This window comes from Ruegeria sp. BG5 (assembly GCF_056538425.1).
In genome coordinates, this window is sequence record NZ_JBQFTC010000001.1 from 1,286,683 (window position 1) to 1,300,035 (window position 13,353).

General features: G+C 59.2%; 15 protein-coding genes. 10 read left to right on the forward strand and 5 right to left on the reverse strand.

Going from position 1 to position 13,353, the window contains the following annotated elements; genetic code table 11:
- Nucleotides 1-88: 88 nt before the first annotated feature.
- Together ACR0KX_RS05925 and ACR0KX_RS05930 are read right to left on the reverse strand one after the other, a co-directional pair.
- Nucleotides 89-1,048 (reverse strand): alpha/beta hydrolase, encoded by a 960-nt coding sequence (locus tag ACR0KX_RS05925; RefSeq protein WP_480708063.1) that lies wholly within the window; start codon nt 1,046-1,048, stop codon nt 89-91.
- Nucleotides 1,048-1,338, reverse strand: a complete 291-nt coding sequence (locus tag ACR0KX_RS05930; protein WP_170451378.1) for an SCP2 sterol-binding domain-containing protein — start codon at nt 1,336-1,338, stop codon at nt 1,048-1,050. Before ACR0KX_RS05930 ends, ACR0KX_RS05925 begins: the two co-directional genes overlap by 1 nt.
- A 30-nt stretch (nt 1,339-1,368) precedes the next feature.
- Here ACR0KX_RS05930 and ACR0KX_RS05935 point away from each other — a divergent pair, with 30 nt between their 5' ends.
- The 8 genes from ACR0KX_RS05935 to ACR0KX_RS05970 all read left to right on the forward strand — a co-directional run bounded on the left by ACR0KX_RS05935 (nt 1,369) and on the right by ACR0KX_RS05970 (nt 7,869).
- Nucleotides 1,369-1,977, forward strand: a complete 609-nt coding sequence (locus ACR0KX_RS05935) for a tetratricopeptide repeat protein (protein WP_170517983.1) — start codon at nt 1,369-1,371, stop codon at nt 1,975-1,977.
- Nucleotides 1,978-1,999: 22 nt separating this feature from the next.
- On the forward strand, nt 2,000-4,813 hold the full coding sequence (locus ACR0KX_RS05940) for a helicase-related protein (RefSeq protein ID WP_480708065.1): 2,814 nt from the start codon (nt 2,000-2,002) through the stop codon (nt 4,811-4,813).
- A 90-nt stretch (nt 4,814-4,903) separates the two neighbouring features.
- Nucleotides 4,904-5,095, forward strand: coding sequence for a hypothetical protein (locus ACR0KX_RS05945; RefSeq protein WP_170451372.1), 192 nt, complete (start codon nt 4,904-4,906; stop codon nt 5,093-5,095).
- 6 nt (nt 5,096-5,101) lie between these two features.
- Entirely contained in the window at nt 5,102-5,407 is a 306-nt protein-coding gene (locus tag ACR0KX_RS05950) for a hypothetical protein (RefSeq protein WP_170451370.1), read from the forward strand.
- 8 nt (nt 5,408-5,415) lie between these two features.
- Nucleotides 5,416-5,784, forward strand: coding sequence for an RNA-binding S4 domain-containing protein (locus ACR0KX_RS05955; protein WP_170451368.1), 369 nt, complete (start codon nt 5,416-5,418; stop codon nt 5,782-5,784).
- Between the two features lie 66 nt (nt 5,785-5,850).
- Complete coding sequence (gene fdxA, locus ACR0KX_RS05960; RefSeq protein ID WP_170451366.1) at nt 5,851-6,189, forward strand: ferredoxin FdxA; 339 nt, start codon at nt 5,851-5,853, stop codon at nt 6,187-6,189.
- A gap of 284 nt (nt 6,190-6,473) precedes the next feature.
- Nucleotides 6,474-6,989, forward strand: coding sequence for a CarD family transcriptional regulator (locus tag ACR0KX_RS05965; RefSeq protein ID WP_170451364.1), 516 nt, complete (start codon nt 6,474-6,476; stop codon nt 6,987-6,989).
- A 118-nt stretch (nt 6,990-7,107) separates the two neighbouring features.
- Entirely contained in the window at nt 7,108-7,869 is a 762-nt protein-coding gene (locus ACR0KX_RS05970) for a potassium channel family protein (protein WP_170451362.1), read from the forward strand.
- Here ACR0KX_RS05970 and cobS read toward each other — a convergent pair.
- The gene (gene cobS / locus ACR0KX_RS05975) at nt 7,866-8,630 is read right to left on the reverse strand and encodes an adenosylcobinamide-GDP ribazoletransferase (protein WP_170621645.1); all 765 of its coding nucleotides are present in this window, start codon (nt 8,628-8,630) and stop codon (nt 7,866-7,868) included. The two genes, ACR0KX_RS05970 and cobS, sit on opposite strands and share 4 nt — an antisense overlap.
- A 78-nt stretch (nt 8,631-8,708) precedes the next feature.
- Here cobS and cobT point away from each other — a divergent pair, with 78 nt between their 5' ends.
- A complete protein-coding gene (cobT, locus tag ACR0KX_RS05980) occupies nt 8,709-9,719 on the forward strand; it encodes a nicotinate-nucleotide--dimethylbenzimidazole phosphoribosyltransferase (protein ID WP_170621646.1) in 1,011 nt (336 codons plus the stop codon).
- A gap of 31 nt (nt 9,720-9,750) precedes the next feature.
- Here cobT and ACR0KX_RS05985 read toward each other — a convergent pair whose 3' ends face one another.
- Together ACR0KX_RS05985 and ACR0KX_RS05990 are read right to left on the reverse strand one after the other, a co-directional pair.
- Entirely contained in the window at nt 9,751-11,631 is a 1,881-nt protein-coding gene (locus tag ACR0KX_RS05985; RefSeq protein WP_170451356.1) for a monovalent cation:proton antiporter-2 (CPA2) family protein, read from the reverse strand.
- A 19-nt stretch (nt 11,632-11,650) separates the two neighbouring features.
- Nucleotides 11,651-12,106, reverse strand: a complete 456-nt coding sequence (locus tag ACR0KX_RS05990) for an Lrp/AsnC family transcriptional regulator (protein WP_170451354.1) — start codon at nt 12,104-12,106, stop codon at nt 11,651-11,653.
- Nucleotides 12,107-12,253: 147 nt separating this feature from the next.
- Here ACR0KX_RS05990 and hppD point away from each other — a divergent pair, with 147 nt between their 5' ends.
- Nucleotides 12,254-13,351, forward strand: coding sequence for a 4-hydroxyphenylpyruvate dioxygenase (hppD, locus tag ACR0KX_RS05995; RefSeq protein WP_170451352.1), 1,098 nt, complete (start codon nt 12,254-12,256; stop codon nt 13,349-13,351).
- Nucleotides 13,352-13,353: the final 2 nt, after the last annotated feature.

Here is a 13,353-nt window from a genome sequence, read left to right on the forward strand (position 1 = left end):
TTGAATACTGCTTTGGCAAACATCTAGGGCTGGCGCGCGGGGATCACAAGCGGCCAGTTTGCACACAGGCGATCAATACAAGTGGGGGCTAGGGTGTACCGTTGGATTGATTGGCCAGAAAATGCGCTGCGAGTTGATCCAGAACCGGTCCGCGCACGTCGGGGGCCTCCATCAGAACCTCGTGTTCGCCATCTGGTATCTCGACCAGCTTCCCGTTGGGCCAGTTGGCCATACGCGCACGGATTGCCTTGCGATCCACGATCTGTTCATGACTGCCCAGGAAGGTCAGGCAGGCTGTGTCCGGGGCAGGCTGATCCATCAACCAGGCGCATTCGTCCAGTGACTCGCGCAGCCACAGGTTTGACGGTGCGCCAAGCGACAATTCGGGATGCGCCTCTAGCTGATCCTGCATCATCTTGTACATCACCGGATCGCGGGTCAGGACGTTGCCCTCGAACGGTTGCGTCAACACATAGCTGTCCAGCGAGGTCGTCGGCGGCGTCCGTTCGCCCAACCCAAGGGCCGTTCCCCAATACGCGGTGACACGGCTAAGCGGTTTCATGATAGGCGTGAAGAAAATGCCCCACATAGGCCCCGTGAAGGCGCACGCGGCAAAGCAATTCTTTTCGATCACAGCACGCAGGCCTATAGCACCGCCCATCGAGTGGCCGATCACATACCAGGGTTTCGGCAGGTCAAGCTGTGTCGCCAGATCCAAAACCGCAGTCACATCGTGCTGATAGTCCGGGAAGTGGTCCACATGACCCACACGCGGGTTGTCCAGCAGGCGATCCGCCAGACCCTGGCCGCGCCAGTCGACGGCAAGCATGGCAAAACCGCGTTCTGCGAACTCACCCGCTGTGCTGCCGTATTTCTCGATATATTCCGTTCGGCCCGGAAACATGAAGACCGTGCCGTGCGTATCGCCTTCGGGCCGCCAATGGCCCACGCGGATACGCTTTTGATCTGCTGTGCGCAGCCAATGGGCCGCACCACCAGCAGGACCGCCGGCCACATCTTCGAACAAGGGGGCCGGCGATAACTCCATCAGGCCAGCACCGAGGCAAGTTTCATGGCAATACCCATGTCACCATCCACGCTCAGCTTGCCGGACATGAACGCGCCCGTCGGGTTCAGTTCACCGCTGAGGATTTGTTCGAACGTATCAGCATCGGCGGTCAGGGTCACATCTGCGTCTTCATCGCTGACGCGTGCGCCGTCTGCATCCAGAACGATGGCACCGTGCTCGGCAATCGCAAACTTGGCCGAGGCGTCAAACGCGCCACCCGACAGTTTTTCGTTCAGTGCGGCTGCCGCCTTTTCAAGAATCTCGCTCATGGTGTTCCTCATTTTGTTAGTGCGCCGTGAATGGACATCCGCGGTCGCAACGCTACACTGACGATTGTTATGGGCATTGCAATGATCAATCTCAAAGGTACCGTTGCGGCACTTGCCGTCCTAGTCATGTTTTCCGGAGTTTCTGCCGCTCAGCAGGCCGATTCCCGGGATGAATCGCAGTTGCTGCAACAATTGGCGCAATCAACGCCCGAGCAGGCCATTGGCCTTGACCGGCAGTTGCAGGCGCTGTGGTCGCAATCGGGGTCGGCCTCGGCGGATTTACTGCTGGAGCGCGGGCGCGACGCGTTGGATGAGGGCGACGTTGACGCAGCTATCGAGCATCTGACCGCTCTGACGGATCACGCGCCCGATTTCGCGGAAGGCTGGCATCTGCGCGCCTCGGCGTTTTTTGGGCTAGAACGGTTCGGTATGGCTGCGGCCGATCTGGAATATGCCCTGACCCTGAACCCCAACAATTACGAAGCGATCTATGGCCTGGGTCTGATTTTCGAGATCGTTGGAAAGCCCGAACAGGCATTCGATGCCTATTCGCGCGCGCTGGCTATACATCCGCACCACGAAGAAGTAACCAATGCCGTGAATCGACTGAAGCCTCAGGTCGAGGGCTCAGCGCTCTGACGAACCGGGGCAGGGGGCAAAGGTGAGCGGGTCATCCCGAATAGTGGCCGTACTTGGCCCGACAAACACAGGCAAAACCCATTACGCGATCGAACGCATGCTGGGGCACCGCACCGGTGTCATAGGCCTGCCGCTGCGCCTGCTGGCGCGCGAGGTCTATGACAAGATCGTCGCCATTCGTGGCCCCTCGGTCGTGGCGCTGGTCACGGGCGAGGAACGGATCGTGCCGCCGCGCGCGCAGTATTGGGTCTGCACCGTCGAAGCGATGCCCGAGGGAATGGGCGCCGATTTCGTGGCCATTGACGAAATCCAGCTCTGCGCCGACCCCGAGCGCGGCCATGTGTTCACCGACCGCCTGCTTCGGTCCCGTGGCACCAATGAGACGCTGTTTCTTGGTTCGGACACCATGCGCGGCCCGATTGCGGCGCTGGTCCCCGAGGCGCAGTTCGTCCGCCGCGAACGCATGTCGCAACTGGTCTATGCCGGATCCAAGAAAATCAGCCGGATGCCGCCGCGCAGCGCCATCGTCGGATTCTCGGTCGATAACGTCTATGCCATCGCCGAACTGCTGCGTCGCCAAAAAGGCGGGGCGGCTGTAGTCATGGGCGCGCTCAGCCCGCGCACGCGGAACGCTCAGGTTGAACTCTATCAAAATGGCGAGGTTGATTATCTGGTCGCCACAGACGCCATTGGCATGGGCCTCAATCTGGATGTGAACCATGTGGCGTTTTCGTCCCTGACCAAATTCGACGGCCGCCGGATGCGCCCGCTTGCGCCGAATGAGCTGGCGCAGATCGCAGGCCGGGCAGGGCGCGGTATGTCCGACGGCACCTTTGGCGTGACCGGAGAGGCCCCGCCGCTGGACGAAGGTACAGCGCAGGCGATCATGGACAGCCGATTCACGCCGATGAAAAAGCTGAACTGGCGGAATGCCGCTTTGCGTTTCGGCTCGATCGACGCGCTGATCGACTCGCTTGAGGTCAGCCCGAATGACGAACATCTGATCAAGGCGCGGCCTGCCGATGACCTGAACGTGCTCAAATCGCTGTCGCAAGTGACCGAAGTGGCGGCCCGGGCCAGTGATGGCCCGTCGATCCGTCTGCTGTGGGATGTCTGCCGAATCCCCGATTTCCGCGGCATCAGCCATGCCGAACATGCCAGCCTGCTCGAGGTGATCTATGGCCACCTGCACGAACGCGGCGGCATCCCCGATGACTTCATGGCGCGGCAAATCCGCCGGATTGACCGGACCGACGGCGATATCGATGCATTGTCCAAAAGGTTGGCATATATTCGCACCTGGACATATGTTGCGCAACGAAACAACTGGGTACGCGACGAATCGCATTGGCGTGATGAGACGCGCACTGTAGAAGACAGGCTGTCGGACGCTCTGCATGACCGTCTGACCCAACGATTTGTGGACCGGCGTACATCCGTATTGCTGCGCCGGCTCAAACAGAAGGAGGCCCTTTTGGCCGAAGTAAATGACAAGGGTGAAGTGACCGTCGAAGGCGAATTCGTCGGTCGTCTGGAAGGGTTCCGGTTCTCGCCGGACAAAAGCGCGCAGGGGACCGAGGCGAAAGCTTTGAAATCGGCGTCCTTGCAAGCACTCGCGCCGCAATTCCATCTGCGTGCCGACCGCTTCTACAACGCGCCCGATACCGAAATTGATTTCACCGATCAGGGTGGCCTGATGTGGGGCGAATATGCTGTCGGCAAACTGGTTGCCGGGGCAGACCCCCTGAAACCCGTGGTCGAGGTTTTTGTAGATGAGGCCGCAGGTCCCGATGTGGAACAGAAAGTTCAGCGCCGTCTGCAACACTTCATCGACCGCAAAGTGGCCGCGCTGTTCGAGCCGCTGCTGAACCTGTCACGAGACGAGGAACTGAGCGGTCTGGCCAAGGGTTTTGCCTTCCGCATGGTCGAGGCGCTGGGCGTGCTGCCCCGCGCGCAGGTCGCGCAAGAGGTCAAGGATCTGGATCAGGACGCCCGTGGTGCGCTGCGCAAGCATGGCATCCGTTTTGGTCAGTTCACCATCTTCATGCCGCTCTTGCTGAAACCCGCACCCACGCGCCTGCGTCTGGTTCTGTGGGCGTTGGCACAAGGCTTGCAGGAGTTTCCGGACGCACCGCCTCCGGGTCTGGTCACCGTGCCCGTCGCCAAGGACGCGCCGCAGGGCTATGACACCATGTGCGGCTACCGCGACGCGGGCGAACGCTCGATCCGGATCGACATGCTGGAACGTCTGGCCGACATGCTGCGTGCCGAGGACAGCCGGGGCGGGTTCGAAGCCAAGCCCGACATGCTGTCGATCACCGGCATGACGCTGGAGCAGTTTGCCGACCTGATGCAGGGGCTGGGCTACAAGGCTGAACGCGGCGAGCGCGAGAAAGTCAAACCTGCGCCCGTCGAACAGCCTGTTGAACAGCCAGCGGCAGAAACGACCGAGCAACCCGCCGCCGAAGAAACCCCGGCAGCCGAAGCCGTTGCGGAAGAAACCGCCGCACCCGCCGAGGCGTCAGCCGAGGCCACCGACAGCACCGAGGCGGAAGCCGAGGCACCCGCGTCAGATGAACCCGAGGTCGAGGTCTTCTACACCTTCACCTGGGGTCGCCAGCGCCAGCAATCCCGTGGCCCGCGCCGCGAGCAGGGGCAGGGCAAGGGCAAACCGCGCGGCAAGCCTCAGGACGGACGCGGCAAACCGCAGGGCAAGAAAGGTGGCAAGCCGCAAGGCTCCAAGACCTTCTCGTCGCGGCCTCCGAAAAAGGAAAAGGCCATCGATCCCGATAACCCGTTCGCTGCCGCGCTGATGGGCCTGAAGGACGGTAACTGATCGTTATCCAGCCTTTGGCGTTTTTTCTTGCAGGTTTCCAGAGGGTTCCTATATCATAAAGGCCAGATGGATTTGAGGTGGAATAGCGATATGCCCGCTCAAAGTAAGAAAGTTAAAAAGAAGTTCTCCTCCCGCGACATGATCGTTAACGGGGGGGTTCCCGCTTTGGGCGCGTGTGCGGCAGTTTTGGCTGTTTCCGGCCCGATGGCGCTGGCGGTTTTACTGGGTGCGGCTGCCGGTGTGTCAGGTGTTGTCCTGACAAATGAAATTCCTCAAAAGTAAGACAAAATGCCAAAATCCCTGACGATTTCCCTGGCGGCCGCCTTGATAGGAGTGGCCGTCTACTACTTTTGGACATTCGGGAACGGCGTCACGGAAACCCAAAATGACTTCATTGCCGTCGCGGTGAATTTCTTCAATATATCGGCGATCATTTGTCTGTTTTTCATTTTGGCAACCTGCGAAAAATCTTCAGCCGAAGAATTTGGCGGGGTCATGCGGGACAATATTTCCACAATCGTTGTGGCATTGTTCATAAATGTGATCATGACCGGCTATGATCTGCTGTTGAAATTCAACTTACTTACACCCTGAAGGTCATCATGACCACTGATACCAAGCTCCGGATCGACAAATGGTTGTGGCAGGCGCGGTTCTTCAAGACCCGCAGCCTGGCCGCCAAACAGGTCAGCGGCGGTCACGTGCGTTTGAACGGAAACCGGGTGCTGAAACCGGCGCAAGCGGTGGCGCCCGGTGATGTTCTGACCTTCCCGCAGGGGCGTATCGTCCGGGTTGTACGCGTCGAAAAGCTGGGCGAACGCCGCGGTCCGGCCCCCGAGGCGCAGACGCTTTACTTCGATATGACGGAAAAACGGGAAAGCCCTCCTGAAAATCCGGGATATGAGGGAAAAGGTCGTCCAACCAAGAAAGAACGCCGCGCGCTTGATCTTTCTCGCACCCACAAAGGGTGATCCTCTCTTGAAGAGGCGCGCAGACTGAATTAGCTAGACGCCCAAACCGCTAATGGGAATCCCACCATGACCTATGTCGTCACCGAAAACTGCATCGCCTGCAAATACACCGACTGTGTCGAAGTATGCCCGGTGGACTGTTTCTACGAGGGTGAGAATACGCTGGTCATCCACCCCGATGAATGTATCGATTGCGGCGTGTGCGAACCCGAATGCCCCGCCGATGCCATCCGGCCCGATACCGAGCCGGGCATGGAGCAGTGGGTCGAGTTCAACCGCAAGTTCTCGGAACAATGGCCGGTGATCGTCACCAAAAAAGACCCTCTGCCCGGCGCGGAAGAACGGGATGGCGAAGAAGGCAAGATGGAGAAGTATTTCTCCGAAGCTCCTGGCGAGGGCGGCTAAGCGATTCGCCTGAACCGCGTTGGTGTGATTTCAGCGCCAACGCGGGTTAGCCTGTTGAAAACAGGTCGAATAATGAAATTTTACCTTAGGTAAACTTTCGGGTGTCGCATTTTTGTGATATACTCCGATCCTACATGATGACTGAGATTGGGATGTACTCCGTAAGTATGCTCGCTTTGGAGTTCTGATTTTGTGACGAATATGCCGCCAGACGGGGCTGAACCAGACCCCGCTTGTGGCGTTTTGTCGTCTGCGTCCCGGTCCGTAACCAAGGAATAAACTGAATGACAAAGTCGAAAAAGCTTGAGTTCCGCCCCAACGACTATGTTGTCTACCCCGCCCATGGCGTGGGCCAGATCATCTCGATCGAGGAGCAGGACGTCGCGGGTTTCTCGCTCGAGCTGTTTGTCATCTCATTTGAGAAAGACAAGATGACCCTGCGGGTTCCGACCAACAAGGTCACCGAATCCGGTCTGCGGTCGCTCAGCTCGCCTGACGTGATCAGTCAGGCGATGAAGACGCTGAAGGGCAAGGCCAAGGTGAAACGCGCCATGTGGTCGCGCCGGGCGCAGGAATATGAACAAAAGATCAACTCGGGCGATCTGATTTCAATCGCCGAGGTGGTCCGCGACCTGCACCGCACCGACGATCAGCGCGAGCAGAGCTATTCCGAGCGTCAGCTGTACGAAGCCGCGCTTGAGCGTCTGACCCGCGAAGTCGCCGCCGTTTCCGGTGCCGGAGAGATTTCGGCTGCCAAGCAGGTGGATGACGTTTTGACCTCGCGCGCTGCCGCTGCCTAAGTTTGCGACGCTTGAATTGGAAAGGCCGCCCTGGCACCGGGGCGGCCTTTTTCGTTGCTTGGTGGATTTCTGAATACCGGCTAGTTTTGCTGTAGATGCAAGCAGATACAGGGTCGGGATGAAGCAGACGGTCAAGTTTCTTTACATTGGCAAAGACCCGGTTTCGGTCTGGTTCCGATATGGGCTGATCCTGTTCGACGTGGCGACAATCGTATTTTTTGTCGCCACGGCCCATTTCCCGCATGGGCCATGGGTGACGGCGATCAGCATCATACTTGGCTTGCTGATCATGCTGGATTTTTCAGCCCGGATGTGGATCTCAAAGGACCGGTGGAAGCTGCTGCGCCAGATTTACACGCTGGCCGATATTGTTGTGATCGTATCGCTGGTGCTTGATCCGTTCCTGACAGGCAATCTGGCATTCCTTCGTATCCTCAGGGCCCTGCGTCTGATCCATTCCTATCATCTGCTGCGGGATCTGCGGCGCGACAGCAACTTTTTCCGCACGCATGAAGACGCTGTTATCGCAGCTATCAACCTGCTGGTTTTCGTCTTTGCAACCTCGACCGCTGTTCTGGTGTTCTTCATCCCCGAGAACACGCCCAACCCCTATATCGACGCGCTGTATTTCACGATGGCGACCCTGACCACGACAGGGTTTGGCGACATCACGCTGTCCACGCCGTGGGGCAAGCTGTTTTCGGTTTTTATCATGGTGGTTGGTGTGGCCTTGTTTGTGCGGCTGGCGCAGGCGATCTTCATGCCGCAGAAAGTGCGCCACAAATGCCCCAGCTGTGGCCTGTACCGGCACGACCCGGACGCGGTGCATTGTAAACATTGCGGTTGCACCCTGCACATCAAGACGGGCGGCGTTTCCTAGATCAAAGCGGTCAGGGCGATCAGGAACGTGATCTCGGCCAGTTGCTGGGACGCGCCCAGAATATCCCCGGTCTGCCCGCCGATCTTTACCTTGGCGACAAGTGCCAGCCCCACCACGATCAACGCCGCGCACAGGGCAGGCAGTAGGAATTGCGCACCGATCAGCAGCAGACCGATAGCAAGAGCCAAACCCAAGGAAATTACAACGGCCATAAAGGTCGGCGCGCCAACAGATTGGCTTAGCCCCGATTGCCGTGCGTTCGGCAGCCCGGCCATCAGAACGGGCATGACAGCGCGCGAAAACACGCAGGCCGCCAAAATACCCCAGACCGCGCCGGCAGCCAGAAGGCTTGCGATTGCCGAAATGCGGATCAGTTGCGAACCAATTAGGGACAACACGCCATAAGTACCGATCTGGCTGTCCTTCATGATCTCCAGCCGTCGTTCGCGCGTGAACCCGCCCCACAGCCCTTCGAACGTGTCCGCCAACCCGTCCTCGTGCATCGCTCCGGTCGTCATGATCAGGGTTGCCACCAGCAACGCGGCGCAAATGAATGGCGGCACCGAAAGCGTCAGCGCGATCCAGCCGACAAAGCAGGCCAATGCGCCGATCACCAGCCCGACGATGGGAAAGGCCCAAACCGCCTGTGCCTGACGGGCAAATACATGCTTAGGCAAGCGGGGAAGGGGCAGGCGAGTCAGCAGGACCAGCGCCAGCGGTATATCCCGTACGGAAACCGGATTGGTGTCGTTTTTATGCACCCTCGCGCCTTTCGGGGTCTTGTTGGTATCTCAGCTTCGGTTAAACACACAGGACCACTCTGATGCAATGAGGCTTTGATGCTGCCCGAACTGAATGATTTGAACACGTTCCGCGAAGCGTTGACCAACGCGCCGGAACCGGACACCGCCGCGGCGACCGGAGCAGCCGAGCGTAATGGTCAGTTGACCAAACCCCCCGGCGCGCTGGGGCGGCTTGAGGATTTGGCGATCTGGTACGCCTCATGGCGCGGGGATGCGCGGCCACAGATCGAAGCCCCTCAGGTCATCGTATTTGCGGGCAACCACGGGGTGACGGCGCAGGGCGTTTCGGCCTTTCCGCCCGAGGTCACCGTTCAGATGGTGATGAATTTCGAACATGGCGGCGCGGCGATCAATCAGTTGGCCAAGGCAGCGGGAGCCAAGATGGACGTCCACGCGCTGGAACTGGATCGCCCCACGGCGGATTTCACGCAAGAGCCTGCCATGACCGAGGCCGAACTTCTCAGCGCCTTGCAAACCGGTTGGAATGCCGTGGACCCGCAATCCGATCTGCTGGTGGTCGGCGAGATGGGGATCGGCAACACCACCCCCGCAGCGGCCATTGCCTGTGCGCTGTTCGGCGGGGATGCTGCAGACTGGACCGGGCGCGGGACCGGCGTTGACGATGCGGGCCTTGCCAACAAAACCCGCGTTGTGGCCGAAGGCGTGGCGCGCCATGCCAGCGAGGACGGGCTGGATATTCTGCGCTGCCTCGGCGGGCGCGAGATAGCGGCAATGGCAGGCGCTATCGCCGCTGCGCGCGTCCTGCGTATTCCGGTCATCCTGGACGGATTTATCTGCACCTCAGCCGCCGCATGTCTGGCGCGCGTGTCCGCCTCGGCGCTGGATCACGCGGTTGCCGGTCACCAAAGCGCAGAGGGCGCACATGGGGCCATGCTGTCGAAGCTGGGCAAGGATCCCCTGCTGAGCCTTGGTCTGCGGTTGGGCGAAGGCTCGGGCGGAGCCCTGGCGATCAACATCCTCAAAAGCGCGGTTGCCTGCCATTCGGGCATGGCAACCTTTGCCGAGGCAGGCGTTTCAGACGGATAAACAAAGCGCCTGACCCGGGCTGCGGCCCCGGTCAGGCGGATTTCTTGGCATGTTCTTCGGCCAGTTCCAGAAGCGCCGTTTCCAGATCCTTTTCCAGTTTCTGCGCACGCTCGATGTACTTTTTGTTCTCGGCCGTCGGCATGCCCGGGATCCACAGCTCGGCCAGTTCGCGCACTGACGTCCGGTCGTGGTGATAAAAGGTCTGTTCGGCCTGCGCGGCCTCGTATTCGCTGAGGCCGATATTCTCCAGAACATAGCGCCCGGCGCGCAAGGAACTGTCGAACATCTCACGCACGATGTCGTTGGCTCCGGCCTGATACAGCTCGTACACATGGGTTCTGTCATGGGCGCGCGCGATGATGTGCAGGTCCGGGCGCTGTCGTCGGGCAAAGCCGACCAGCCGCGTCACCGTTTTCCGATCATCCATCGCGGCGACAAGAACCGAGGCTTTCTCGAGCCCCGCAGCGCGCAAAAGTTCGGGCCGTGTCGGATCCCCCAGAAAACCTTTGACGCCGAAACGCCGCATCAACTGGATGGTTTCGATATCGTGGTCCAGAACGATGGTCTTGAAGCCGCTGGCCACCACAAGTCGGTTGACGATCTGACCGAACCGCCCGATGCCGGCGATGATCACCGGGCCTCTCTCGTCAATCTCATCGGGTTCCATCGTGGTGGTGGGTTCGCCGATTTTGCGCGACAGCACGTCATAGATGATGAACAGCAGGGGCGTGATCAGCATCGTCAGAGCAATGATCATCAGCAGTTTCTGGGCCAGATCCTGCGGGATGACGTTCTGCTGCCGCGAAAAGGCCAGAAGCACAAAGCCAAATTCGCCTGCCTGCGCCAGACCCAGGGTGAACAGCCAATGATCCCGGCCCTTCAGTTTGAACGCCTTGCCGACGATATACAGGATGATCCCCTTGGCAAGGATCACCAGCAGGGCCAAGCCAATCAGGTCCAGCGGGTCGTTGAAGAAATAGGCAACGTCAATCCCGGCCCCGACGGTGATGAAGAACAGCCCCAGAAACAGCCCTTTGAAGGGTTCAAGGTCGCTTTCCATCTCGTGCCGGAATTCCGAGCTGGCCAGCACAACGCCCGCCAGAAAGGCACCCAAAGCGGGCGACAGGCCGACAAGGGTCATCAGGAAGGAAATGCCCACCACGATCATCAGCGCCAGCGCCGTATACATCTCGCGCAGGCGGGTGGCGTGGATGAAACGGAACAGCGGGCGGGTCAGGTAGACGCCTGCCAGAATGACAAAAGCGATAGCGCCTAACGTCACCAGCGTAACCGCCCAGCCCGGCAACCCTTCGACCAGAGACAGGCTGTGATGTCCGGCGTCATGCAGATGCTCAGCGCCGCGATCGATCGAGCCGTCAGCCTCGATATGAGGGATGGCGGGCAGGGCAAGCAGGGGCAGCATGGCCAGAATCGGGATGACCGCAATGTCCTGCGTCAGCAGTACCGAGAAGGTGGCCCGCCCGCCATTTGTCTGCATCAAGCCCTTTTCCGACAGGGTTTGCAGCACAATCGCCGTCGAGGACAAACATAAGGTCAAACCAACGGCCAAGGCGACGGACCAAGGGTGATTTGCATAAAAGGCAACGCCTGCGATGACGGCAGTTGACAACAAGACCTGTAGCCCGCCCAGCCCCAGCAGCCTGTCCCGCATGTCCCACAAGGCCCGTGGCTCCAGCTCAAGACCGATCAGGAACAGCATCATGACGACGCCGAACTCGGCCACGTGCTGCAAATCTTCGGTCTCCGCGCCGACCAGGCCAAGAATGGGGCCGATGATGATGCCGGCGGCCAGGTATCCAAGCACTGACCCCAGCCCCAGACGTGCCGACAGGGGCACGGCAATCACGGCGGCAGCCAGATAAATTGAAGCCTGGTAAAGGAAATCGTCCATATGTGTCCTCGTTGCCTGCTCAGGTCGGCAGGGGGGCGTCGCGTTTCAGTTGGTCCATCACGATCTGGCTTTGAACCCGTGCTACAGCAGGATGCGGCAGGATCACCTGATGAAGCAAGCTGTTGAGCGCGGAAAGATCGTCGCAATAGACATGCAGCAGGTAATCTGCCTCACCCGTCATCGTCCAGGCGCTGGTGATCTCGGGGCGGGCGTCGACCATTCGGGCAAAGCTGGCGGATTGTTCGGGGCCATGGGTCCCCAAATGAACCTGAATAAATCCCTGAACATGTAGCCCAAGCTTGAGCGGGTCCAGCCGGGCGGCGTACCCTGTGATATAACCCTCGGCTTCAAGCCGCTGACGGCGGCGACCCGCCTGACTGGCCGACAGGTTCAGCACCTCGCCCAACTGTTGCGCCGTCAGATGCGCGTCCCGCTGCAAAGCTGCAAGCAATCCGATATCGATATGATCAAGCATGTGCGGCGTTTTTTCAGTTTTCTTTTCACAGATGCGAGTTTTGCGCGTCTTTCTTTATTTTACATGAAAACAATGCGCAGAAACAGCGTTGGTTAAGGCGTATTTTAGAATCAGCAATGAATTACCGGCTTCCCAAGGAGACGCGCCATGGGTCCTTTCCCGCACAACGCCCCGAAATCCGTTATCAGTTCAGAAAACCCCGCAGGCACCGACGGGTTTGAATTTGTCGAATTCGCCCATCCGAACCCGCAAGAACTGCGCGATCTGTTCGCCAAGATGGGGTTCGATCTGGTCGCCCGCCACAAGGCCAAACCCCTGGTCGAGCTGTGGCAACAGGGCGATGTCACCTATATCCTGAACGCCGACCCGGACAGCTTTGCCGACAAGTTCGTGGCCGAGCACGGCCCCTGCGCGCCTGCCATGGGCTGGCGTGTGGTGGATGCGCAAAAGGCGTATGATCACGCGGTGTCCAAAGGGGCCGAACCCTATGACGGGGCGGACAAAACCATGGACGTGCCTGCCATCAAAGGCATTGGTGGATCGTTGCTGTATTTCATCGATCAGTATTACGACACATCGCCCTACAATCAGGAATTCGAGTGGATCAAGGAATCCAAGCCGCGGGGCGAGGGGTTCTATTACCTCGATCACCTGACCCACAATGTCTACAAGGGCAACATGGACAAGTGGTTCAGGTTTTACGGAGATCTGTTCAACTTCCGCGAAATCCGGTTCTTCGACATTCAGGGCAAGTTCACCGGGCTTTACAGCCGCGCCTTGACCTCACCCTGTGGCCGCATTCGTATCCCGATCAATGAGGATCGCGGCGAGACCGGGCAGATCGTGTCTTACCTCAAGAAATACAAAGGCGAAGGCATTCAGCATATTGCGGTGGGCAGCGAGGATATCTATGCCTCGACCGATGCTATCGCCGGGAACGGTCTGAAATTCATGCCCGGCCCGAACCGCGCCTATTACGACATGTCGAAAGAGCGTGTGACGGATCATGACGAGCCGTTGGACCGGATGATGAAACACGGCATCCTGATAGACGGTGAAGGCGTTGTGGATGGGGGTGAGACCCGGATTTTGCTGCAAATCTTCTCAAAAACCGTGATCGGCCCGATCTTCTTCGAATTCATCCAGCGCAAGGGCGATGACGGATTTGGCGAGGGTAATTTTCAGGCCCTGTTCGAATCCATCGAGCGTGAGCAGATCGAAAGCGGCGAGATTTCGGCGGCTTGACG